Genomic DNA, 23441 nt, shown 5'->3' with positions numbered 1-23441 from the left:
GGCAAGTACCCTTTAGGTCATATTGCTGGAGATTTTCGTTGGATTGCCATATTCGTGCCGAGCCCGCCCTGCCCGGACAGCTAGCGATCGAGCCCCTCGATCGGCACTTTCAGGGTCATCACCAGCCCTTCGGCGCGCCAGTCATTCTCGATGGTGCCGCGCAGCTGCGCGGAGGCGGCGCGCTGCGCCATTTCGGTGCCGAACCCGCGTCGTTCGGGTGTCGTGGGGATGGCGGGGCCGCCGCTTTCGCGCCAGACCAGGGTCAGCCAACCGTCCATGGCCTGCGCGTCGATATCGACGCGGCCGTCGACCACTGACAGGGCGCCGTATTTGACTGCGTTGGTCGCCAACTCGTGCAACACCAGCGCGAGCGATGTCGCGGTGCGGATGCCGATATCGAGATCATGCCCGTGAACATGAATACGGCCGTCACTCTCGGTGCGATAGGGCTCGATCAGCGCTGCGATCAGCCCTTTGAGATTGCCGAGGCCGCGGAATTGCTGGCGGCCGACATGGGGGCGAACATAATCATTGGCCCGCGCCAAGGCGGCGATGCGCGCCTGGATCGTCGCGGCAAAGTCGCGCGCCTCAGGGTGATCGCGCGCCGACAGGGCAATCAGGCTGCTGACGACCGCGAAGATATTCTTCATCCGGTGCGACAATTCGGCCGAGATCAGCTCGCGACTTTGCTCGGCGCGCTTGAACTCGTCGATGTCGGTGCAGGTGCCGAACCAGCGGACGATCGTGCCGGCCGCGTCGCGCAGCGGCAGCGCCCGACCGAGCGTCCAGCGATAGACGCCGCTGTGGTGGCGCAGGCGATACTCGATTTCATAGGGTTCGCCGGTCGCGAGGCTGTGGCGCCACAGAGTCCAGGCGCGCTCCTGATCGTCGGGGTGGAACATGTCGTTCCAACCCTCGCCGTCGGTCGTGCCGATCGGCATGCCGGTAAATTCGTACCAGCGCGCGTTATAGAAGTCGTGATAGCCGTCGGGCAGCGTCGACCACACCATCTGAGGGATAGCGTCGAGCATGGCGCGCAAGCGCTCGGGCGATGTCGGTTGTTCGCTCATAACGGCTTGCTGGCCTGCGTCTCGATGCTGTGGGGGCGATGCGCGGTCCCACAATATCCTCCCGTCGGGCATGCGACTCCTTGCGCCTGCGCAAAACCGGGCAGGGACAAAACCGTTAAGCTGATGAAACCATTGGCGTCTGCTCACTTGTGGACACAAGCGCGAAACGAACCTCGATTTGGCGCGTTACACCGGGATCGAAACGAAGCGATCGAGGCGATGATGCAGGCGAACATGCTGATCGATGCAAGCGAGAACAACCTGCTCCGCGCGCTGCGCCGCGCTGATGCGATGATGCTCGCGCCCTATATCCGCGAACAATGGATCGAAGCCGGCACCGTGCTGTACCAGCCGGGCGATAACGTGCGCACCGTCTATTTTCCCGCAGCGCGGTCGCTGGCGTCGTTTACGGTCTCGCTCACCGATGGGCGGGGCGTGGAGACGGCGCTGGTCGGGCGTGAGGGTGCGGTCGGTGGAATCGTCAGCCAGGGGCGGCTGCCGGCTTACTCGCATTGCGTCGTCCAGTTTTCGGGGCCCTTCTATTGCATGGCATCGGCCGAGCTCGAGCAGATGAAGATGCAATCGATGCCGCTGCGCTATCTGTTCGCGCGCTATGCCGATTGCCTGCTCGCCCAGGTATTCCAGTCGGTTGCGTGCAACGCGGTGCATTCGCTCGAGCAGCGCACCGCCAAATGGCTGATCGCGGCAATCGAGCGCACGGGGGACAATGAGATTCCGCTCACTCAAGAACAAATGGCAAGCATGCTCGGCGTCGGGCGAAGCTATCTCAGCCGGATCATCCGCTCGCTCAAGGAACAGGGCATCATCGGGGTGCGCCGCGGCCGGCTGATGCTGCGCGATGCCGAGGGGCTGCAGCACCTCGCCTGCGATTGCCACCGCCAGGTGCGACGCCACTTCGACGAGGTATTGAGCGGCGTCTATCCGACCGAAGAGGAAAGCGCGGCGCTGCAAAGCGACGACCGGCCTTTGCTCGCCGTGGTTCGATAGAATCGGGTCGCCGACCGCGCGCTTTTGCCGCGCGGCGCTTTGATCTATGCCGGTCGCGTGGCGATCGCGGACAGCATTGTCGTACTGACGGGGGCAGGCATTTCCGCCGAAAGCGGCATCGCGACGTTTCGCGGGCCCGGCGGCTTGTGGGAAGGTCATCGCGTCGAGGATGTGTGCACGCCCGAGGCTCTGGCGCGCGATCCGCTGTTGGTCCACCGCTTCTACGATGCGCGCCGCGCCGCGCTTGCCGGCGTCGAACCTAACGCCGCGCATCGGGCGCTGGCCCGGCTCGATGCCGAATGGCCCGGCGAGCTGCTGATCGTGACGCAGAATGTCGACGATCTGCACGAGCGTGCCGGCGCGCGCCGGCTGCTCCACATGCATGGCGAGTTGTTATCGGCGCTGTGTGCGTCGTGCGGCGCACGCCGGGCGTGGCGGGACGATCTGCCGCCGGGCACCGCCTGCGTCGATTGCGGGGCGCCAGCGCTCCGGCCCGACATCGTGTTCTTCGGCGAAATGCCCTATGACATGGACCGGATCGATGCCGCGTTGGCGCGCGCCGATATCTTCGTGTCGATCGGCACATCGGGCGCAGTCTATCCGGCGGCGGGTTTCGTGCAGACGGCGCGATGGCACGGCGCGCAGACGCTGGAAATCAACCTGGAGCCGTCAGGCGGCAGCCACTTGTTCGACGAAAGCCGCATGGGCGCGGCCGGCAAGCTCGTGCCCGCCTGGGTGGACGATATGCTGGCGAGCATCTCACCATGACCGCCGTCGCACCCGACACGCCGGTGCTCGTCGGCGTCGGCCAGCTGACTCGGCATTGGCGCGGCGCGCAGGATGGCGCGGCGCCCGATCCCGCCGGTCTGCGAGCTGCCGCGTCGCGCATCGCGCTCGACGATAGCGGGGCCGGCGCCGCGCTGGCTCGGCTGATCGATCGCGTGGTCGTCATCCGCACCATGGCGGACTCGGTGCCGGGCGTGCCGCAGCCCTTTGGCCGCTGCGCCAATCCGCCCGCCACGCTCGCGGCCGATCTCGGGCTTGGCGCGGTCAAGGCCATCTATTCGGTCGTCGGCGGCGATCAGCCGCAAGCGCTGGTCAACGAGGCGGCCGCGCTGATCCATGCCGGCGCGGCGCGCGCGGTGCTGATCGCAGGCGCCGAAGCAACGGCGGCGTTCAAGGTGGCGCAGCGCAGCGGCCTCGCGCTCGATTGGTCGCGCAGCGCCGACCGCGATGTCGAGGATCGCGGCTATGGCGCGCGGCTCTTGTCTCGCTATGAGGTTACCAACGGCCTCGGTGCGCCGGTGCTGACCTATCCGGCGTTCGAACATGCTCTGCGCGCGCGCCGGGGCCTGTCGCGCGACGATCATGCCCGGCTGATGGCGGCGCTGTGGGAAGGCTTTGCGGCGATCGCCGCCGCCAATCCGCTCAGCCAGTTTCCACAAGCCCGCGATGCGGCGTTCCTGATGACGCCCTCGGCCGAAAATTACCCGGTCGCCGATCCCTATCTCAAATGGCACGTCGCGCAGGATGCGGTGAACCAGGGCGCGGCGGTGATCCTCACCTCGTCGGGCGAGGCGGACCGGCTCGGCGTCGCCCCCGCGCGTCGCATCTACCTCCACGGCCATGCGCATGTTGCCGATCGAGTGCCGACCGAGCGGCCCGATTTGTCGCGATCGCGGGCGATGGCGCTGGCGCTCGACCGCGCGCTCGATGCAAGCGCCGTGACCGCCGATGCCTTGGGGCCGATCGATCTCTACAGCTGCTTCCCTTGCGCGGTGCTGATCGCGGCGGAAGCGCTCGGCCTCGATTGGCGCCAGCGCGCGTTGACGGTAACCGGCGGGCTGCCCTTCTTCGGCGGCCCCGGCAACAGCTATTCGCTGCACGCGATTGCCAGCATGGTCGATCGGCTGCGCGCCGCGCCCGGCGATTATGGCCTGGTGCTCGCCAATGGCGGCTTCCTGTCCAAGCAGGCGGTGGGGATCTATGCCGCCCAGCCGCCGATCGATTGGCGACCGGTCGACAGCAGCGACCTTGGATCGGCGATCAACGCCGATCCCATGCCCGCCATCGCCGATGGCCCGGCGACGATCCGCGTCGAGACCTATACCGTCGGTTTCGCCAAAGGCGCGCCGGCGCGGGGCTATTGCATCGGCCGGACGGCGGAGGGCGCCCGCGTGCTGGCGCGAACCCGACAGGAGGATGGCGCGATGCTGCAAACTTTACTCGATCGCGACCCCATCGGCGCGACCGCGCAGATCGCTCGCGACGGCGAGGCGAACCTCATCGCCGCGCTGGAGTCGGCTGCGTGATCGCCGGTGGCGACGGTAAGGCGCTGCTCAAAGGCGTCAAGGTGATCGATCTCACCAGCGTGGTCTTCGGCCCTTATTGTACGCAAATCCTGGCTGATCTGGGCGCCGACGTGATCAAGGTCGAGGCGCCGCCGGCGGGCGACGTGTTCCGCCACGCCGGCAAACCGGCAGTCACGCCGGGCATGGGGCCGGGCTTCATCGCGATCAATCGCGGCAAGCAATCGGTGATGCTCGACCTGAAATCGCCCGACGATGCCGCCACGATGCGCAACCTGCTCGCCGAGGCCGATATCTTCGTTCTCAACGTGCGCGGCAAGGCGGCGGAGCGGCTCGGCCTCGATTATGACAGCGTCCGTGCGGTGCGGCCCGACATCATCTACCTCCACTGCGTCGGCTTTGGGCAGGATGGGCCCTATGCCGACCTGCCGGCCTATGACGATGTCATCCAGGCAGCGAGCGGCACGACCAGCCTGCTGCCGCGTGTCGATGGCAACCCGCAGGCGCGCTATCTCCCCTCGCTCATCGCCGACAAGGTGTCGGGCCTGCACGGCGCTTATGCGGTGATGGCCGCGCTAATCCATCGCTTGCGCACCGGCGAGGGGCAGCAAGTCGAAGTACCGATGTTCGAGGCGTTCACCAGCTTCATGCTGGTCGAGCATCTCGGCGGCCTGACCTTCGATCCGCCCAACGCGCCGGTCTGCTATCCGCGCCAGATCGACCCCCATCGCCAGCCATTCCGCACTGCTGACGGCTATATCAGCATCGCCGCCTATACCGATCGCGATTGGGGACCGCTGTTCCGCGTGCTCGGCAACCCCGGCTTTCTGGAGGCGCCCGAGTTCGCGACGCCGCGCGACCGCTTCCATAATATCGCGCGTCTCTATGAAGAGGCGGCGCGGCTGACGCAGCAGTTCACCACCGATGATCTCGCGCGGCGCTGCGCCGAGGCCAATCTGCCTGCGCAACCGGCGCGCGACATCGCGACGATCATGGACGATCCCCACCTCGCCGCAACCGGCTTCTTCCGCCGGCGCGAGCATCCCAGCGAAGGCGGCTATTTCGAGATGCGCCCACCGGTCGCGTTTAGCGCGGTGCCGCTGGAACCGCTCGACCCGGCGCCACTGCTCAATGCCGCCAAATCCCCCGCCGCGCCAAAGCCGGTGTCGCTGCCATCGATCAATCGGGATAAGGGCGACTGATCCGGGCCAGCCGCATCGACGCAAGCGCGCATTTTGGGCATAGGAGCGCGAATAGTTGGCGGCGCGCGGAGCAAAGGTGACACAGGCAGACGATCAAGCCCGGGCGGCGGATCTGGCAACGACGCTCAGCGTCCTCGACGCGCGGCTGCGCTGGCTGAGCGCCTGGACGATCCACAATGCCAACCATCTGCGCGAAAGCCGCGACGGGCTGAAGGTTGGTGGGCACCAGGCCTCATGCGCGTCGATGTCGACGATCATGGCCGCGCTTTATTTCCATGCGCTGCGGCCCAATGACCGCGTGGCGGTTAAGCCGCATGCGGGGCCGTTGCTCCACGCCGCGCATTATCTGGCGGGCAACCAGAGCCGCGATCAGCTCGAACGCTTCCGCGCGATGGGTGGCATGCAGAGCTATCCCAGCCGCACCAAGGACCAGATTCCGGTCGATTTCTCGACCGGATCAGTGGGCTTGGGCGTCGCGATCACCGCGTTCGCCAGCCTGGTGCAGGATTATCTGATCGCGCATGGCCAGCTGGCCGAGGCCGATGCGGGCCGGATGATCGCGCTGATGGGCGATGCCGAGCTCGACGAAGGCAATATCTATGAATGCCTGATCGAGGCGTACAAGCACGACATCCGCAATTGCTGGTGGATCGTCGACTATAACCGCCAGTCTTTGGACGCGACGACGGCGGACCGCATGTTCCGCCGCTTCGACGATATTTTCGAGACCTGCGGCTGGCGCGTCGTCACGCTCAAATTCGGCAAGCTCCAGCAGGAGGCTTTTGCGAAGCCCGGCGGCGCGGCGCTGCGCGACTGGATCGAGGCGTGCCCCAATGCCGATTATGCCGCCCTCACTTACCAAGGCGGCGCGGCGTGGCGCGCGCGGCTGACTGCCGATCTGGCCAACAAGCGCGGGGTTGCGGCGCTGCTCGACGGCTATGACGACGCTGCGCTTGCCAGGCTCATGACCAATCTCGGCGGCCATTGCGCCGCGTCGCTGATCGAGGCGTTCGACGGCGCGCAGGACGAGCGGCCGACCTTGTTCATCGCCTATACGATCAAGGGCTTCGGTACGCCGCTCGCCGGCCACAAGGACAATCATGCCGGGCTGATGAGCCCCGCGCAGATTGCCGAGCTGCGTACCGCCGAAGGCGTGCCCGAGGGGGCCGAGTGGGAGCCTTGGGCTGGGCTCGGCGACAATATCCGCGCGGCAGCCGAGGCGTTGGTCTGTGCCTCTCCGCTGGGTAATCCGCGTGGCGATTTGCCCGCCGCTCCCGTCCCAGTGCCACCCATCACTGCCCCCGCCGATGCCGAGCAATCGACGCAAGCGGCGTTCGGGCGCATGCTGTTCGAGCTGGCGCGATCCGACCATCCGCTCGCCGATCGCATCGTCACCACCTCGCCCGACGTCACCGTCTCGACCAACCTCGGCGCGTGGGTCAACCGGCGCGGACTGTTCCGCCGCCGGGAAATGGCCGATGTCTTCGCTGCCGCCAAAATCCCGTCGGCGCAGAAATGGGCGGGCGGCGGCGCTGGTCAGCATATCGAGCTGGGCATTGCCGAACATAACCTGTTCCTGATGCTCGCCGCCGCCGGGCTCGCCGCGCCGCTGTTCGGCACGCGGCTGCTGCCGATCGGTACGGTCTATGATCCGTTCATCGCGCGCGGCCTCGATGCGCTCAACTATGCCTGTTACATGGATGCGCGCTTCCTGCTCGTGGCGACGCCATCGGGGGTGACGCTGGGGCCGGAAGGCGGCGCGCACCAATCGATCTCGTCGCCGCTGATCGGCATGGGCCAGCCCGGCCTCAGCTATTACGAGCCGGCCTTCGCCGACGAGCTGGCCGTGCTGATGGAGCACAGCCTGGCCCGCATGCAGGCGGCTGATGGCGGCTCGACTTACCTCCGCCTCACGACGCGCAGCATCGCGCAGGTCGAGCGCGAGGACGATGCCTGGCGGCAGGGCACGATCGATGGCGGCTATTGGCTGCGGCGGCCCGCACCGGGCGCGGAAGCAGCGATTGTCTATACCGGCGCGCTGGCACCCGAGGCGCTCGCCGCTTGGGAGGAACTGCGTGATGACGTGCCGGGGCTCGGCTTGCTCGCGGTAACGTCGCCCGACAAGCTCCACGCCGGCTGGACCGCCGAGCGCGCCGCGCGCTGGCGCAACCGGCGCGGCGAGGCGTCGGCCATCGCCCGGCTGCTCGGCGCGCTCAGCCCGACCGCGGGGCTGGTGACGGTCATCGACGGTCACCCGGCCACCCTATCATGGCTCGGCGCGGTGCGCGGCCAGCGCGTCTCGCCGCTTGGCGTCGAAGCGTTCGGCCAGACCGGCGACTTGCCCGACCTCTACGCGCACCATCGGCTAGACGTCGCCGCAATCTGCGACGCGATGGCCGAATTGTTCCTGTAATCCAGGCAAGCGCCGCTGCAAGCTGCCTGTCTTGCTGACTAATGGTGCGGTCGAGAAGACTCGAACTTCCACGGCCTTTCGGCCACAACGACCTCAACGTTGCGCGTCTACCAGTTCCGCCACGACCGCACTCTGATTAGCCGCCGGATGCGTGCCCCGGCGTCTGGCAGGCGGCGGCGTCTAGCAAAGCCGATGGTTGGGCACAAGCGCTGTCTCGGGTGTTTCGAACCTGCCCTCAGCCGACGGGTGGTGCGGAAAAGCTGAAGTCGAGCCGCTTCGAATTATTGGGTACGTCAAGCTGCATCGAGTGGAACTCGATGGTATGGCGCGGGTCGAGCGTGCGGCTTTCCGGCGTGATCGTCCAGCTATAGACGATGCGCCCTTCGGCATCGCGCAGCTCGGCGCGGATGTCGGGCACCGATTGGCGATGGTCGGTCGGGTTCACGACGCGGCCTGACACCGCAAAAATCTCGCTGCCATTGTCGAGATCATGCCGGTCGATCGGATTCTGCTCGATCTTGAGCGGCACGGCATTGGCGGACGCGCCGAACAAGCCGAGCGCCCCGGCCAGACTCGGGCCGCCGCCCCACAACATCGCGCTCACGCCGACCAGCATCGCGATACCGACGGCGACAGCGGTGATCGTGCGACGGCGAGCGGGGTTGCGGCGCGGGCGGAAGGGTGGCTGGTGCGCGAAAGCGTCGAAGCGGTCGCTCTCGCTCTCGGCAACCGCCGGCGCGGCGCGCGGCGGGCGCGGTGCGGCGGCGCGCGTACCCTCGGCGCGATCACTCAGCTCGAGCGCTGCGGGCGCAGCCTGGAACCAGCTATGCTTGCAATTGGCGCAGCGAACCACGCGGCCATCGGCACCGATTGCGCTGTCTGGCACCAGATAGCGGGTGCCGCACTCACTGCATTCAAGGATCATCGCGTCTTCTAGCGCCACCTTCGCGATGCAGCGGTTCCCCCAACCGTTGCTGCGCCCCTGTAAACACCCGATCGCGAATCGTGACAAGAGGGGCGCTACCCGGATCGGCGCGGGACGGGAACGCGGTAACCATGCTTGAGCGCAAGCGCGCCCCGTGCGATGGCTGCGACAAGGGCGCCGTCGGTGGCCCGCAGCAAGGGTAGCAAGAGCGCCGCCGATGGCGAATATCGTCCAGTTCGAGAATGTGGGCCTGCGCTATGGCAACAGCCCGGAGACGCTGATCGACCTCAATTTCACGCTGACGCGTGGCGCCTTTTACTTTCTCACCGGCGCGTCGGGCGCGGGCAAGACGTCGCTGCTCAAGCTGCTCTACCTGGCGCAACGGCCGACGCGCGGGGCGATCCGGCTGTTCGGCGAGGACGCGGTGACGCTGCCGCGCGAACGCTTGCCCGGTTTTCGACGGCGCATCGGTGTGGTGTTCCAGGATTTCCGGCTGCTGCCGCATCTCTCCGCCTATGATAATATCGCGCTGCCGCTGCGCGTATCGGGCGTGCCCGAAAGCGATGTCGAGGCGCCGGTCCGCGAGATGCTGGCCTGGGTCGGGCTTTCGGACCGCGTCAACGCCAAGCCCGAGACATTGTCGGGCGGCGAGCAGCAGCGCGTCGCCATCGCTCGCGCGGTGATCAGCCGGCCGGAAATTCTGGTTGCCGACGAGCCGACCGGCAATGTTGATCCCGATATGGCCGAGCGGCTGCTGCACTTGTTCGATTCGCTCAACCGGCTCGGCACGACGGTGGTGGTGGCGACGCACGATTTCCACTTGCTCGGCCGCATCCAGAGCGCGCGGATGATGCGGCTCGACAAGGGGCGGCTGCTCGATCCGACCGGCTCGCTGCGCTTCCCGCCGCCGGCAGGCACGGCCTGAGGCGCGACCATGAAGCTCAACCTCATCACGCCTGCTGCCGATCGCCGCCTGCTCGACGATGGCCGCCGCACCCGCGCGATGACGTGGATCATGGCGATCATGCTGTTCCTGACGGTGCTCGCCGCCGCGCTCGGGCTGGCGACGCTGGCGGGCGCGAGCGTGCTCGATCGCCAGATCACCGGGCGGCTGACGGTGCAGATCGTCGACGCCAATGACGCGGCACGTGCCCGCGATACCCAGGCCGCGCTCGAGGCGCTGCACCACGCGCCGCAAGTCGCTCGCGCCAGCGAGGTCGATCGCGCCGCGCTCGCCGCGATGCTGCGCCCGTGGCTGGGCGAGGACGGCGCCGACCCCGATCTCCCCGTGCCGGCGATGATCGACGTCGACTTGAAAGGCGGCGACGAGGCGTCCGTGGCCGAGGTCACCCGCGCGGTGCAGGCGGCGGTGCCGGGCGTACGGATCGACCGGCACGAGCGCTGGATGGCGCCGATCAGCAGCTTCATGCAGATCATCATCGCGCTTGCCGCGGGGCTGGTGCTGCTGATGGCGACCGCGACCGCGACGGTGGTGGTGCTGGCCGCGCGCGCCGGGCTCGACACGCACCGCGATACGATCGAAATCCTGCATATGCTCGGCTCGACCGATATGCAGGTGGCGCGGCTGTTCCAGCGCCGGATCGCGCTCGATACGCTGGTCGGCGGCGCGGTCGGCACGATCGCCGCGCTCGCGGTGGTCGGCTTTGTCGGCAAGCGGCTGGCGAGCCTGGGGTCGGATCTGCTCGGCTCGATCACGCTCGGCAGTGGCGATTGGGGCGTGCTGGTGGCGATGCCGCTCGCCTTCGCGCTGCTTTCCACCGTCGCGGCGCGCTATGCGGTGTTGGCGGCGTTGAGGCGCTATCTGTGATCCGCAACGCCATCGGCCTTGTCGCGCTGGTCTGGGTAGTCGGCTTTGCGTGGTTCATGCTCGCGCTGCCGGGCCCGGCGGACGGCCAGCATACCGACGCGATCGTGGTGCCCACGGGCGGACCGGGGCGGATCGACCGTGGCCTGGCGCTGTTGCAGGCACATGCCGCCGATCGGATGCTCGTAACAGGCGTGGCCGATGATGTGCGGCCGATCGATCTCGCCCGGCAATATCATGTCTCGCGCGATCTGTTTGCCTGCTGCATCGATCTCGGGCGCGAAGCGATCGACACCCGCTCCAATGCCGAGGAAACCGCGCAATGGGTGCGCGCGCACCATTATCGCAGCGTGCGGCTGGTCACCTCGGACTGGCACCTGCGCCGGGCCAAACTCGAGCTGACGCATGCGCTCGGCGACAAGGTGACGGTGCTTGGCGATGGCGTGCCGACCGGCGCGGCGCGGCTGCCGCTGCTGATCGCCGAATATCACAAATTCCTGGTGCGGCGCGGCGCGCTGTTGATCGGCATTGCCTCGTGATCGCCTGGGCAAGGACGGTCCTATTCCAGCTGATCTTCTACGCAGGCTCGGCGTTCTTCGTGCTGGCGACGCCGTTGACCGCCGCGCTCGGCCAGCGCGCGCTGCGCGCCAATGTGCGCAGCTGGGCTTATTTCCACCGCTGGTCGGCGCGCTGGCTGCTCGGCATTCGCAGCCGCTTTGTCGGCCATATTCCCGTCGAGCCGGTGCTCTACGCCGCCAAGCATCACGCGATGTTCGAAACGCTCGAGCTGGTGCTGGCGCTGCGCGATCCCGCGCCGGTGATGAAGAGCGAGCTGGCGCGCATCCCGATCTGGGGCTGGGCGGCGCAGCGCTACGGCGTGATTGTCGTCGATCGCCACGGCTCGGCACCGATGCTGCGGCGAATGATGCGCGAGGCCAAGTCGGCGATTGCCGAGGGGCGATCGGTGGTGATTTTCCCGGAGGGCACGCGCGTGCGGCAAGGCGAAGCGCCGCCGCTCAAATCGGGCTTTGCGGGGCTTTACCGGATGCTCAACCTGACGGTCGTGCCGGTCGCGCTCGACAGCGGTAAGGTGTGGCCGAAAAAGGGGCCGAAGCGCGCCGGCGACGTGACGTTCGACTTTGGCGCGCCGCTGCCGCCCGGCCTGCCGCGCGCCGAGATCGAGGCCAGGGTGCACGCGGCGATCAACCGGCTGGGGTGATCGCGATCAGTTGTGACTGCGGCCGAAATCGGGTGCCGGATCGTCCTGGCCTTGCTCGATAATGCCGCGGCGGATGTCGCGCGTACGGCTGAACAGATCGAACAGCTCGTCGCCCTTGCCCCAGCGGATCGCGCGCTGCAGCGCGGTCAGGTCTTCGGAAAAGCGCTGCAGCATCTCGAGCACGGCCTCGCGATTGCTGAGGAACACGTCGCGCCACATCGTCGGGTCGGAGGCGGCAATCCGGGTGAAATCGCGAAAGCCGCCGGCCGAATATTTGATCACCTCGGATTGGGTGACTTCTTCCAGATCGGACGCGGTGCCGACGATGGTATAGGCGATCAGGTGCGGCAAATGGCTGGTCACCGCGAGCACGCGGTCGTGGTGATCGGGCGCCATCATCTCGACATTGGCGCCCAGCCGCCGCCAGAATTCGGCAACGCGGGTCGCCGCATCTTCGGGCATGCCCTCGACCGGCGTCACGATGCACCAGCGATTGTCGAACAGGCTTGCGAAGCCTGCCTCTGGCCCGCTGCGCTCGGTGCCGGCGACCGGATGCGCCGGCACGATGATGTGGCCGGGCAGCGCGTCCGCCATGGCGCGTGCCACCTCGGCCTTGCACGAGCCGACATCGCTGACGATCGCTTCTGCCGGCAGGTCCTCTGCAATCGCCGCTGCGGCCGCGCCGATCGCGCCGACGTGCACGCAAAGGATGACGAGGTCGGCATCGATCACCGCCGCGCCAGGCGTGTCGGTTACGTCGTCGCAAAAGCCGATCGCGCGGGCAGTTTCGCGCACGTCGGGGTCGGCATCATGGCCGGTGACGCGCACCGTCGGCATTTTCGCCTTTACCGCGCGCGCGATCGATCCGCCGATCAGCCCCAGGCCGATGATGGTGACGCGCGCGAAGGGCAGCATCAGCTCGCGTTCTGGGCGAGGCCGCGCAGCACCTCGGTCACCGCGCGCATGTCGCTTTCGGTGCCGATGGTGATGCGCAGGCCGTGCGGCAGCCCCTGATTGGGCAGCCAGCGCACCGCATAGCCCGCGTCCATCAAGGCCTTGTACGCCGTCTCCGCGGTCAGCGCGCCCTCGAACAGCACCAGCACGAAATTGGCTTTGGATGGGATGGCGCGCAGCCTGGCATTGCCCAGGCTCGCAATTTGATCGGCGAACCACGCCCGCCAATTTGCATTGTGGGCGCGCGTTGCGGCGACGAAGCCGTCATCGGCGAGCGCAGCGATGGCAGCATTCTGCCCCGCCGTGGTGATGTTGAACGGTAGGCGGATGCGGTGCATCGCCTCGATCAGCGGGGCAGCGCCATAGCCCCAGCCGATCCGCTCGGCGGCCAGGCCGTAAATCTTGGAGAAGGTACGGGTGATCAGCACATTGGGCGCGGTCATCGCCAGCGCGAGCGCGCCGTCATCCTCATCGGCTTCGAGATACTCGGCATAAGCATTGTCGACCACGAGCAGCACCGATTTGGGCAGCGCGGCGTGCAGCCGCTCGATTTCCGCGCGCGGCGTGAAGGTGCCGGTCGGGTTGTTGGGGTTGGCCACAAAGATGATGCGCGTGCGATCGGTAACCGCCCCCAGGATTGCGTCGACATCGGTCGCATAATCGCGGTCGGGTGCGATGACCGGCGTCGCACCGACGCGCCGCGTCGCGATCTCGTACACCGCAAAACCGTAATTGACGTAGATCACCTCGTCGCCCGGCCCGGCAAACGCGCCGGCGGCGAGATGCAGCACGTCATCCGAACCGGTGCCGTAGATGATGCGCAGCGGATCAAGGCCATATTTGGCGGCAATCGCGTCGCGCAGTGCAGTCGCGCCGGGGTCGGGATAGCGATCGAGGCTGCTCCGCGCCTCGGCGAGTGCGGCGATAGCGCCTTCAGGCGTGCCGAGCGGATTCTCGTTGGCCGAGAGCTTCACCACCTTGCGCCCGTCATCGCTCGTCGCGCGGCCCGGCACATAAGGCGCGATTGCCATCACCCAGGGTTTGGGCTCGGGCGCTAAAAGGGCGGTGTCGGTCATGGCGGCTCCGCGCATAGCCGCGCGACGCCCGCGTTGACAAGGCAAGCGGCCTCGCCCTAGCGCCCGTGCCGATGAACAACGATGCGCGCTTCGGGCTTGATCGCCGCGTGACGCTGGCCGGGCCGTTGGCGCTCGATGGCGGCGGCACGCTGGCGCCGGTCGAAATCGCGTATGAGACTTATGGCGCGCTCAACGCCGATGCCTCGAACGCGATCCTCATCTGCCATGCGCTCACCGGCGATCAGCATGTCGCCAGCACGCATCCGATTACCGGCAAGCCCGGCTGGTGGACGCGGATGGTGGGCGAAGGGCGGCCCGTCGACCCCGCGCGCTATTTCATCGTCTGCGCCAATGTGATCGGCAGCTGCATGGGCTCGTCCGGCCCCGCCAGCACCGATCCCGCAACCGGCACACCCTATGCGATGCGCTTTCCGGTGATCACCATCCGCGACATGGCCCGCGCGCAGGCATTGCTGCTCGATCATCTCGGCATCGAGCGGCTGGCGGCAGTGATCGGCGGGTCGATGGGCGGCATGCAGGCGTTGAGCTGGGCCGCGACGTATCCGACGCGCGTGCGCAATGCGGTGATCATTGCGTCGACCGCGCGCCATACCGCGCAGAATATCGCGTTCCACGAAGTCGGCCGCCAGGCGATCATGGCCGATCCGCGCTGGGCTGGGGGCGATTATTACGCAACCGGCGAGGTGCCTGCCGATGGCCTGGCGGTGGCGCGGATGGCGGCGCACATCACCTATCTCTCTGAAGCCGGGCTCACCGAAAAATTCGGCCGGCGGCTGCAGGCGCGGGACGCCAAGAGCTTCGGCTTCGATGCCGATTTCCAGATCGAAAGCTATCTGCGCCACCAGGGGCTGAGCTTCGTCGATCGGTTCGATGCGAACAGCTATCTCTACATCACCCGGGCGATGGATTATTTTGATCTGGCGGAAGAGCATGGTGGCCTGCTCGCCAATGCTTTTCGCGGCACGGCGACGCGCTTCTGCCTCGTCAGCTTCGATACCGACTGGCTTTACCCCACGCCCGAATCGCGCAGCATCGTCCATGCGCTGCATGCGGCCGGCGCGGCGGCGAGCTTTGTCGAGCTGTCGAGCCCGTTCGGGCATGACGCTTTCCTGCTCGAGACGCCCGAACTTAACCGGGTGGTCGACGGGTTTTTGAGAGCGAACGCGTGACCTTGCGCCCCGATCTCGCGGTCATTGCCGCCAATGTCGCGCCGGGCAGTCGCGTGCTCGATGTCGGTTGCGGCGATGGTGCGCTGATGGCGGCGCTGCGCGATGTGCGCCAGGTCGATGCGCGCGGTTTGGAGATCGACGCCGGCAACGTCGCCGCCGCCGTCGCGCGCGGGCTGTCGGTGGTGCAGGGCGATGCCGATACCGATCTCGCCGATTACCCTAACCAGAGCTTCGACTACGCGATCCTGAGCCAGACGCTGCAGACAACGCGCGCCCCCGCCGCGGTGCTCGATCATCTGTTGCGCATCGGCCGGCGGGCGTTCGTCAGCTTCCCCAATTTCGCGCATTGGCGCGTGCGGGCGTCGCTGCTCGTCGGCGGGCGGATGCCGGTGACGCGGCTGCTCCCCGAGCAATGGCACGACACGCCCAATATCCACCATGTCACCATCGAGGATTTCCAGGCCTTCCTGCGGGAGCGCGGCGTGACAGTGGAAGGCGCATGGTTCCTGTCGGGCGACCAGCAGACGAGCGCGCGGCTCGCCAATCTATTGGCCGAACACGCAGTCTTTGCCTTGCGTCGCTAGACCTGCGGAACCGGACGGGGCATGATGTGTTTCAGTTCCGGGACTGTTACGAAAGGTGAACGGGGTAGCAATGTCGGCGGTGGCGCTGATTGTTGAAGATGAAATCTTCGTCGCGCTCGATCTCGAGCGTATCCTGACCGATGCCGGGTATCGGGTCGCGGGCATCGCCGCCGATCGCCCGACCGCCTTGGATCTCGCGAATAATTGTGCTTTCGCCTTTGTCGACGTTAATCTGCGCGATGGACCGACCGGGCCGGAAATTGCCGCTGCCTTGGCACGCCAGCACGGCGTGCGTGTCGTGTTCGTGACCGCCAATCCCGCCCATATCACCGATGACACCGGCGCCATTGCCTTTGTCCGCAAGCCGTTCAGCGAGCAGGCGATCCGCACCGCTGCGGCAATTGCGAGCGCGCAGCTCGATCCGGCGAACCTCACGACTGATGAGATCGTTCTGCTCAGCAACGACAATGCGGCTTACCCATCGGACAAGAGCGCGCAAGGCTGAGGCGCTGGCACCGTAATCCCGCTAGCGGCGCATCGCCGTCAGCGGAATCTCGGCGTTGATCCTCAGGCCATCGGGCGCCCATTCGCGCTCGACCACGCCGCCCAATTGGCGGACGACGCTGAGCTCGACGAGACGCGAGCCGAAACCTTCCATCTTGCCCGGCGCGCTCACCGCGGGGCCGCCTTGCTCGCGCCAATCGATTTGGACTTTTTGCGGATCGTCGATCACGGTGATGACAACTTGCCCGCCATCGCGCGACAACGCGCCATATTTGATCGCGTTGGTCGCCAGCTCGTGAAAAAACAGCGCGAGTGGCGTTGCCGAGCGATCGTCGACCTGCACGTCGCTGCCCATCACGACGAAGCGCGGGGCGGTTTCCGAATCATACGGCGCGAACAACGCCTTGAAGAGGCCGCGCAGGCTGCCCGGCTGTTCAGACGGGCGCGATTTGGGGCTGTGCGGGCGGACATAATCATGCGCCCGCCCTAGCGCGCCGATCCGGTCGCGCAATTCGTCGGCGGCGCCCGCCAGCTGCGGCCGCTCGCGCGCGGCGACGCCGATCAGGCCGATCACCACCGCGAAGATATTCTTGATGCGGTGGCTGAGCTCCTGCGAGATGATCTCGCGCTCCTCGAGCGCCATGCGCTGTTCGTGAATGTCGGTGCAGGTGCCGTACCAGCGGACGACGCGGCCATCGGCCCCGCGCTGGGGCAAGCCGTTGCCCAGCGCCCAGCGATAGGCGCCGTCGGCGCGCCGCAAGCGATACTCGATCTCATAGGGCTCACCGGAGTCGACCGCCTTTTGCCAGGTCGCGACCGCGCGCTCGCGATCATCGGGATGAAGCACCAGCGACCAGGCATCGCCATCGCTGTCGCCTGGCTTCAGCCCGGTATAATCGTACCAACGCTGGTTGTAATAATCGGGCTTGCCGTCGGCGGGTGTTGCCCAAACCATCTGCGGCACCGCATCGGCCAAGCCCTTGAAACGATCGTCGCTTTCGCTGAGTACGCGGGTCGCCTGGGCGTCGGCTTCCTGCCGCTCGCCGATGGTGCGGTTCGCGTCGAGAATCAGGCCGACTTGTTCGGCCAGCGTCTCGAGCCCCTGCTGCTGCAGCGGCGTCAGGCCCTTGCGCGGCGTGCGGTCGATGACGCATAGGGTGCCGAGCCGCAGCCCCTCACGCGATTTGACCGGCGTGCCGGCATAAAAACGGATATGCGGCTCGCCGGTGACCAGGTCATTCTCGGCAAAGCGGGGATCGGCAGCCGCATCGGGCACCACCATCAGCGCGTCGTCGGCGATCGCGTGCGCACAGAACGACACCCGGCGCGGCGTCGACTCAGCGGCAAGCCCAGTGCGCGCGACGAAGCGCTGCGCGGCCTCTTCGACCAGGCTGACCAGCGCGATCGGCGTCTCGCACAGCGCGGCGGCAAAATCGGTGATGCGGCGCAACGCGCCATTGTCGGCCAATCGCGAAAAATCATGGTCGCCCAGCACCGCCAGGCGCTGCGGCTCATCGGGCGAAACCGGCGGCGTGGACGGATCAGCAGCCAAAAATCACGCGGCGCCGATGAACGGCCTAGAACGGCACGTCGTCGTCGAGATCGTCGGGGAAACCACCGCTAGCACCCCCGGCAAACGCCTGACCGCCGCCGCGGTTCCCGCCAGGGGCGCGCGCACCGCCGAAATCGTCGCCGCCGGCGCCCCAATCGTCGCGCGCGCTTCTGACGCCGCCACCACCACCGCCACCACCCGAGCCGGGCGCGCCGTCGAGCATGGTGAGCTGGCCGCTATAAGGGCGGAGCACGATCTCGGTCGTGTAGCGGTCCTGGCCTTGCTGGTCCTGCCATTTGCGCGTTTCGAGCTGGCCCTCGATATAGACCTTGCTGCCCTTGCGCAGAAACCGCTCGGCGGTGTTGGCGATATTCTCGTTGAAGATCGCGACCGAATGCCATTCGGTGCGCTCCTTGCGCTCGCCCGAATTGCGGTCTTTCCAGCTTTCCGAGGTCGCGATGCGCAGGTTGACGACCTTGCCGCCGTTCTGGAAGGTCCGGCTTTCGGGGTCGCGCCCCAGATTGCCGACCAGAATGACCTTGTTGACGCTGCCCGCCATGCCCGTTTCCTATAATCTCAATGCCGTCGCGATCCAGAATGTCGCGCCCGAAGCGAGATAGGCCAGCACGAACAGATAGCCAACCATGAAAGCGGGCCATTTCCAGCCATTGGTCTCGCGCCGCGTGACCGCGATGGTCGAGATGCATTGCGGCGCGAACACGAACCACATCAGGAAAGCGAGCGCGGTCGGCAGGCTCCAATGGCCACGCAGATTGGCGGCGAGCGCGTCATGGCCCTTGCCTTCTTCGGGGTTGTCGACCGCATAGACCGTGCCGAGCGCCGCCACCGCGACTTCGCGCGCGGCCATTGCCGGGATCAGCGCGAGCGCGATGTCGCGGTTGAAGCCGATGGGTTGCGTTACCACCGCAAGCCCATTGGCGATGCGTCCGGCGACCGAATAATCGACGGGCGAGATGTGGGAATCGGCCGGCGGCTTGGGGAAGCTGAGCAAGAGCCACAGGATGACCGTCGACCCCAGGATGATCGTGCCCGCGCGCTTCAGGAAAATCTCGACGCGCGTCCACAGCCCCAGCGCGATGTCGCGCGCGCGCGGCCATTGATATTTGGGCATTTCCATCATGAAACCCGATGAGGCACCCTGCGCCACGGTCCGCCGAATGACCAGCGCCGCCACGAACGCGCCTACCACGCCCAGCACATAAAGCCCGAACAACACCAGCCCCTGAAGCCCGATAAAGCCTAACACTTGCCGATCGGGGATCAGCGCGCCGATGATCAGCGTATAGACCGGCAGGCGTGCCGAGCACGTCATCAGCGGCGCGATCAGGATCGTCGTCAGCCGGTCCTTCTCGTCCTCGATCGTCCGGGTCGCCATAATGCCGGGCACCGCGCAGGCGAAGCTGGAGAGCAGGGGAATGAAGGCGCGGCCCGAGAGCCCGACCGAAGCCATCACCCGGTCCATCATGAACGCGGCGCGGACCATATAGCCCGATGCTTCGAGCAGCAGGATGAAGAAGAACAGGATCAGGATCTGCGGCAGGAACTTCACCACCGCGCCGACCCCGGCGATGATGCCGTCGCTGAGCAAGTCGCGGAAGAATGAGGGCGGCAGGGTCGCATCGATGCCCTTGCCGAGCGCGTTGAAGCCGGCATCGATCGCATCCGCCGGCGCGGCGCCCGCAAAGAACACCAGCTGGAACATCGTAAACAGGATCGCGAACAGCAGCAACAGGCCCCACACCGGGTGCAGCGCGATCGCGTCGATGGCGTGCGTCCAGCGGCGCACCGGCGTTTCGGAGATGGTCGCGGCAAGCGAGAGGGCGCGGGCGCGGTGTTGCAGCGCGGCGACATCCTCATGGATCGGCGCGGCATCGCCGCCGCGGACGCGATGCGCGCCGCCGGGCAGGATCAGCTCGTTGAGCGTCGCCTTCAGCTCGTCGAGCCCGCGCTTCCTGACCGCTACAGTCGGCACCACCGGCACACCCAGCTCGCGGGCCAGCACGGCGGGATCGAGCTTCAAGCCATCCCGCTCGGCGAGGTCCACCATGTTGAGCGCGACCACCGTCGGCAGACCGAGCGCCACGAGCTGCAACGCAAAGCGCAGATGATTGTCGAGATTGGCGGCATCGACGACGATGACGATCGCATCGGGCAGCCGCTCGCCGGCTTGCGTTCCGGTCACCACGTCGCGGGTGACGCGCTCATCGGGGCTCATGGGGTCGAGCGAATAAGTGCCGGGCAGATCGACCAGCTCGACCGGGCGGCCGTCGCCGAGCATCAGCCGCCCGGCATGCCGCTCGACGGTGACGCCGGGATAATTGCCGACCTTTTGCCGCGCGCCCGTCAGCGCGTTGAACAGCGCCGATTTGCCAGCATTGGGATTGCCGACCAGCGCGACCAGCGGCAGGCTCGTCATTGGGCGGCGCCCGGCAGCGCGACCGAGATCGCTGCTGCGACGTTGCGCCGCATCGCCACTGTCATCCGTCCGACCCGGCAGGCGATCGGGCCGCCGCCCAGCCGGGCGCGGTGCATCACCTCGACGCCGACGCCCAGGTCAAGGCCCAGCTCGCGCAGCCGCCGCGCTTCGGGCGCGGCCATGCCCGACCAGTCGATCGCGCTCACCGTGCCCGCCCGGTTGAGCGGCACTTGCGCCAGGGTGAAGGACGTCTCCATGCGCGCCAGATAACGTTTCTGCGAGCGATTATCAATTGCGATTGGCGGCCACGCGCTTAGACCACCGGATAGCGCAGCCGACCGATGAAGCGCGAGAGGCTCGGCAGGTTCTCGGTGCGTTTGACGAACCCGGTCTTGGCCTTCTCGAAGCGCATAATGCCCTCGATCCGCCGCGCCAGAAACGCGCGCGTATCGGCCCAATCCTCGCTGTCGTCGTTCAGGAAAACGGTGATCGTCGCGGTGTAGATCGCCATCAACAGCGCGCGCTTGGTATAGTGATTGTAATCGGTCGCGGTGTCGCCAGCGGCGCGCCACATCAGGTCCGCCGCGCGCCAGCCGAGCGCGGCTGCGCGGGGGGCATTCTGCGGCATCGCCAGCAACGCGAGGGCGCGGCGCAGTGCCTCGCGCTGCGGGTCCAGCGTGGCGAGTCGGGCTTCGACCAGCGCCGTGATCTTTTGCCGCACCTTCATCGGGGCGAGGGTCTCAGCGGGCAAAGCGCGCGCCATCTCGGCGTCGACATAGGCGAACCAAGCATCGATCATCGCGATTGCGCCGTCGCTGAACGCCAGGCGAGCGACATCGCCATCGACGCCGGCCTGCTCGGCGGCAAGCGCAACCGCGGCCTCGCTCCAGCCGTCGAACGCAGCGTTGTCGGCGATCAGCGGGGCAAGGCCGGCGCGGATTTCGTCCAGCGTGGCATCAGCGGGGATGGTGTGGGTCATGGCCATGGCTCCTTCGCCGCCCTTTAGCGCTCCCGGCGCACCAGCACCAGCGCGGCGGCGACGAGCGCGGCGCCGACCAGATCGGCAGTGCCCAATCGCTCGCCGTAAACCAGCCAGCCGACCGTCGCGCTGACGATCGGCTGGATCAGCAGCGCGATCCCCATGATGAGGGGAGACAGCCGCCCGATCGCGTAGATCATGCAGCCCTGGCCGAACACCTGGCTCGCCAGCGCCAGCCCGATCAGCGCCCCCCAATGGCTTGGCCACACGCTCTCGCCCGCCAGTCGCGCGAACAATAGCAACGGCAGCGTGCTCGCCAGCGTGGAGAGCGCCAAGGCCGGCAGCGGCGGCATTGCCTGGCGCACCCGTGCCATCGCGATGAAATAGACGGTGTAGAGCGTGCCGGCAGTGAGCGACAGCAAGTCCCCGGCCAGATGGCGCGGATCAAGCGCATAGGACCGGCCAAGCAGCAGCGCTGCGCCCGCGCTCGCCAGGCCAAGCGCCAGCGCCTGCGATCGGTTGGGCAGCATGCGCGCCGCGACGAAGCCATAGACCGGGAAGAACAGCACGGCGGCGTTCCCGAACAGCGTCGCGTTGGCAAGCGTCGTGCGCACGATGCCGAGATGCCAGCTCGCCAGATCAGCCCCGAAGCACAGCCCGCCGATCAGCAGTGCGGCGATCATGCCCGGCGTGATGCCCCGTGGCCGCCAGCCGCTCGCGACCGCCAGCGCCGCCAGGATCGGCGCGGCAAGCGCCACCCGCCAGAAAGCGGCGGCGACCGGGCCGCTCCCCGCCGCGCGCACGAACCACGGCCCGAAGGCCAGCGCGATGTTGCCCGCGACCACCGCCGCCATCGCCAAGCGATCGGCTGACGCTGCAGAGGCAGGCTGCGCGGGTTTCGTTTCAGGCATGGCAGAAAAACTTGGGGCCGCTTATGGATGAAAGCGCCGCCTTAGCGGGCTATCTCCGCTTTGTCCCGGCCGTTGATTCGGTCGCCAGCCAAGGATGAAAGACTTTATGCCCAGCCTGTTCGACCCCGTTCAGCTTGGCGCGATCGCCGCGCCCAACCGCATCCTGATGGCGCCGCTGACGCGCGGCCGCGCAACCCGCGAGCATGTGCCGACGCCGATCATGGCCGACTATTATGCGCAGCGGGCAAGCGCCGGCCTGATCATCTCGGAAGCGACCGGCATCAGCCGCCAGGGCCTGGGCTGGCCCTTCGCGCCGGGCCTGTGGACCGACGAGCAGGCAGCGGCCTGGCAGCCGGTAACGGCGGCCGTGCATGCGGCGGGGGGACGCATCGTTGCCCAGCTCTGGCATATGGGCCGCCAGGTCCATAGCTCGGTGATTGGCGAGCAGCCGGTGTCGTCGTCCGCCACCGCGTCGCCGGGCCAGGCGCATACCTATGATGGCCGCCAGGATTTCGAGACCGCGCGCCCGCTCGGCATCGACGAAATCCCCGGCCTGCTCGATGATTATGCCCGCGCGACCAAGAATGCGCTCGCCGCCGGGTTTGACGGCGTCCAGATCCACGCCGCGAACGGCTATCTGATCGACCAGTTTCTGCGCGACAACGCCAATTTCCGTGACGACATCTATGGCGGCTCGATTGAGAACCGCACGCGGCTGTTGCGCGAAGTCGCCGAGCGGGTCGCGTCGGTTGCGGGTGCCGATCGCACGTCGGTGCGCCTCTCGCCCAACGGCAATTCGCAAGGCGTCGACGATAGCCAGCCGGAATTGCTGTTCACCGCCGCCGCGCGCATTTTGAACGACATTGGCATCGGCTTCCTCGAGCTGCGTGAGCCCGGGGCGGACGGGACGTTCGGCCGCAGCGATGTGCCCAAGCAGTCGCCGGCGATTCGGCAGGTGTTCTCGCGGCCGCTGGTGGTCAATTCCGACTATTTCACCGCCGAGGCAGCGCAAGCGGCGCTCGATTCGGGCGTGGCTGACGCGGTGAGCTTTGGCCGCGCGTTCCTCGCCAATCCCGATCTGCCCGAGCGCCTGCGCACCGGCGCGCCGCTCAACGAGAGCAATCCCAAGACCTGGTACAGCCAGGGCCCGGAGGGATATACCGACTATCCGGCGCTGGAAGCGGCGGCGGCCTGAGCGCCGTCGATTGCGGTTTTTCTGATCGTCACCCCGGGCTTGACCCGGGGTCCCGCTTCTTCAAGCGGTCGGTAAAAGCGGGACCTCG

General features: G+C 67.2%; 23 protein-coding genes and 1 tRNA gene. 13 read left to right on the top strand and 11 right to left on the bottom strand.

Annotation, left to right across the window (positions count from 1 at the left end):
- Window positions 1-80: 80 nt before the first annotated feature.
- Window positions 81-1070: a sensor histidine kinase gene (locus ACLB0R_RS13695; protein ID WP_416643151.1), complete on the bottom strand. Its 990-nt coding sequence runs from the start codon at window positions 1068-1070 to the stop codon at window positions 81-83.
- Window positions 1071-1304: 234 nt separating this feature from the next.
- Here ACLB0R_RS13695 and ACLB0R_RS13690 point away from each other — a divergent pair, with 234 nt between their 5' ends.
- The 5 genes from ACLB0R_RS13690 (at window position 1305) to ACLB0R_RS13670 (ending at window position 8002) form a co-directional block, all read left to right on the top strand.
- Complete coding sequence (locus ACLB0R_RS13690; protein ID WP_416643152.1) at window positions 1305-2078, top strand: Crp/Fnr family transcriptional regulator; 774 nt, start codon at window positions 1305-1307, stop codon at window positions 2076-2078.
- Window positions 2079-2135: 57 nt separating this feature from the next.
- Window positions 2136-2846, top strand: a complete 711-nt coding sequence (locus tag ACLB0R_RS13685) for an NAD-dependent deacylase (RefSeq protein ID WP_416643153.1) — start codon at window positions 2136-2138, stop codon at window positions 2844-2846.
- Entirely contained in the window at window positions 2843-4390 is a 1548-nt protein-coding gene (locus ACLB0R_RS13680) for a hypothetical protein (protein WP_416643154.1), read from the top strand. Before ACLB0R_RS13685 ends, ACLB0R_RS13680 begins: the two co-directional genes overlap by 4 nt.
- Window positions 4387-5589, top strand: coding sequence for a CaiB/BaiF CoA transferase family protein (locus ACLB0R_RS13675; RefSeq protein ID WP_416643155.1), 1203 nt, complete (start codon window positions 4387-4389; stop codon window positions 5587-5589). Before ACLB0R_RS13680 ends, ACLB0R_RS13675 begins: the two co-directional genes overlap by 4 nt.
- 76 nt (window positions 5590-5665) lie before the next feature.
- Window positions 5666-8002, top strand: a complete 2337-nt coding sequence (locus tag ACLB0R_RS13670) for a transketolase (RefSeq protein WP_416643156.1) — start codon at window positions 5666-5668, stop codon at window positions 8000-8002.
- A gap of 42 nt (window positions 8003-8044) precedes the next feature.
- Here the strand turns inward: ACLB0R_RS13670 and ACLB0R_RS13665 are convergent.
- Both ACLB0R_RS13665 and ACLB0R_RS13660 read right to left on the bottom strand, forming a co-directional pair.
- Window positions 8045-8131, bottom strand: a tRNA-Leu gene (locus ACLB0R_RS13665).
- A 106-nt stretch (window positions 8132-8237) separates the two neighbouring features.
- Window positions 8238-8927, bottom strand: coding sequence for an MJ0042-type zinc finger domain-containing protein (locus tag ACLB0R_RS13660; protein ID WP_416643157.1), 690 nt, complete (start codon window positions 8925-8927; stop codon window positions 8238-8240).
- A gap of 217 nt (window positions 8928-9144) precedes the next feature.
- Here ACLB0R_RS13660 and ftsE point away from each other — a divergent pair, with 217 nt between their 5' ends.
- Genes ftsE through ACLB0R_RS13640 form a run of 4 tightly spaced genes read left to right on the top strand, consistent with a single transcriptional unit; the run spans window position 9145 to window position 11971 of the window.
- The gene (ftsE, locus tag ACLB0R_RS13655; protein WP_416643158.1) at window positions 9145-9852 is read left to right on the top strand and encodes a cell division ATP-binding protein FtsE; all 708 of its coding nucleotides are present in this window, start codon (window positions 9145-9147) and stop codon (window positions 9850-9852) included.
- Between the two features lie 9 nt (window positions 9853-9861).
- Entirely contained in the window at window positions 9862-10755 is an 894-nt protein-coding gene (locus ACLB0R_RS13650; protein WP_416643159.1) for a cell division protein FtsX, read from the top strand.
- Window positions 10752-11291 carry a YdcF family protein gene (locus tag ACLB0R_RS13645; protein ID WP_416643160.1) on the top strand — a complete coding sequence of 180 codons (540 nt, stop codon included), beginning with the start codon at window positions 10752-10754 and terminating at the stop codon, window positions 11289-11291. Before ACLB0R_RS13650 ends, ACLB0R_RS13645 begins: the two co-directional genes overlap by 4 nt.
- Window positions 11291-11971 (top strand): lysophospholipid acyltransferase family protein, encoded by a 681-nt coding sequence (locus ACLB0R_RS13640; protein ID WP_416643935.1) that lies wholly within the window; start codon window positions 11291-11293, stop codon window positions 11969-11971. The genes ACLB0R_RS13645 and ACLB0R_RS13640 overlap by 1 nt, the downstream gene beginning before the upstream one ends.
- 6 nt (window positions 11972-11977) lie before the next feature.
- On the opposite strand, the gene ACLB0R_RS13635 is transcribed toward ACLB0R_RS13640, so the two are convergent.
- Both ACLB0R_RS13635 and hisC read right to left on the bottom strand, forming a co-directional pair.
- Complete coding sequence (locus ACLB0R_RS13635) at window positions 11978-12886, bottom strand: prephenate/arogenate dehydrogenase family protein (protein WP_416643161.1); 909 nt, start codon at window positions 12884-12886, stop codon at window positions 11978-11980.
- Window positions 12886-14001 (bottom strand): histidinol-phosphate transaminase, encoded by a 1116-nt coding sequence (gene hisC / locus ACLB0R_RS13630; protein ID WP_416643162.1) that lies wholly within the window; start codon window positions 13999-14001, stop codon window positions 12886-12888. Before hisC ends, ACLB0R_RS13635 begins: the two co-directional genes overlap by 1 nt.
- 71 nt (window positions 14002-14072) lie before the next feature.
- Between hisC and metX the strand changes: the two genes are divergently transcribed.
- The 3 genes from metX to ACLB0R_RS13615 all read left to right on the top strand — a co-directional run bounded on the left by metX (window position 14073) and on the right by ACLB0R_RS13615 (window position 16280).
- Window positions 14073-15191, top strand: a complete 1119-nt coding sequence (gene metX / locus ACLB0R_RS13625; RefSeq protein WP_416643163.1) for a homoserine O-acetyltransferase MetX — start codon at window positions 14073-14075, stop codon at window positions 15189-15191.
- Window positions 15188-15775: a methionine biosynthesis protein MetW gene (metW, locus tag ACLB0R_RS13620; protein ID WP_416643164.1), complete on the top strand. Its 588-nt coding sequence runs from the start codon at window positions 15188-15190 to the stop codon at window positions 15773-15775. The genes metX and metW overlap by 4 nt, the downstream gene beginning before the upstream one ends.
- Window positions 15776-15845: 70 nt before the next feature.
- Window positions 15846-16280: a response regulator gene (locus ACLB0R_RS13615; RefSeq protein ID WP_416643936.1), complete on the top strand. Its 435-nt coding sequence runs from the start codon at window positions 15846-15848 to the stop codon at window positions 16278-16280.
- Window positions 16281-16301: 21 nt separating this feature from the next.
- Here the strand turns inward: ACLB0R_RS13615 and ACLB0R_RS13610 are convergent, their stop codons facing one another.
- From ACLB0R_RS13610 to ACLB0R_RS13585, 6 genes are read right to left on the bottom strand one after another with little or no spacing between them, the layout of a single operon-like run.
- Window positions 16302-17831 (bottom strand): sensor histidine kinase, encoded by a 1530-nt coding sequence (locus ACLB0R_RS13610; RefSeq protein ID WP_416643165.1) that lies wholly within the window; start codon window positions 17829-17831, stop codon window positions 16302-16304.
- A gap of 25 nt (window positions 17832-17856) precedes the next feature.
- Entirely contained in the window at window positions 17857-18390 is a 534-nt protein-coding gene (ssb, locus tag ACLB0R_RS13605; RefSeq protein ID WP_416643166.1) for a single-stranded DNA-binding protein, read from the bottom strand.
- 9 nt (window positions 18391-18399) lie between these two features.
- Window positions 18400-20268: a ferrous iron transporter B gene (feoB, locus tag ACLB0R_RS13600; protein WP_416643167.1), complete on the bottom strand. Its 1869-nt coding sequence runs from the start codon at window positions 20266-20268 to the stop codon at window positions 18400-18402.
- A complete protein-coding gene (locus tag ACLB0R_RS13595) occupies window positions 20265-20525 on the bottom strand; it encodes a FeoA family protein (protein WP_173399226.1) in 261 nt (86 codons plus the stop codon). Before ACLB0R_RS13595 ends, feoB begins: the two co-directional genes overlap by 4 nt.
- Window positions 20526-20581: 56 nt before the next feature.
- On the bottom strand, window positions 20582-21247 hold the full coding sequence (locus ACLB0R_RS13590) for a COQ9 family protein (protein WP_416643168.1): 666 nt from the start codon (window positions 21245-21247) through the stop codon (window positions 20582-20584).
- 23 nt (window positions 21248-21270) lie between these two features.
- Window positions 21271-22158 (bottom strand): DMT family transporter, encoded by an 888-nt coding sequence (locus ACLB0R_RS13585; RefSeq protein ID WP_416643169.1) that lies wholly within the window; start codon window positions 22156-22158, stop codon window positions 21271-21273.
- Between the two features lie 106 nt (window positions 22159-22264).
- On the opposite strand from ACLB0R_RS13585, the gene ACLB0R_RS13580 reads away from it, so the two are divergent.
- Window positions 22265-23353, top strand: a complete 1089-nt coding sequence (locus ACLB0R_RS13580; protein ID WP_416643170.1) for an alkene reductase — start codon at window positions 22265-22267, stop codon at window positions 23351-23353.
- Window positions 23354-23441 lie beyond the last annotated feature (88 nt).

Source organism: Sphingomonas sp. GlSt437, assembly GCF_048015635.2.
Lineage (GTDB): Bacteria > Pseudomonadota > Alphaproteobacteria > Sphingomonadales > Sphingomonadaceae > Sphingomonas.
Note: the sequence above shows the minus strand (reverse complement) of the source record. Positions and strands in the feature narration are given on the sequence as shown.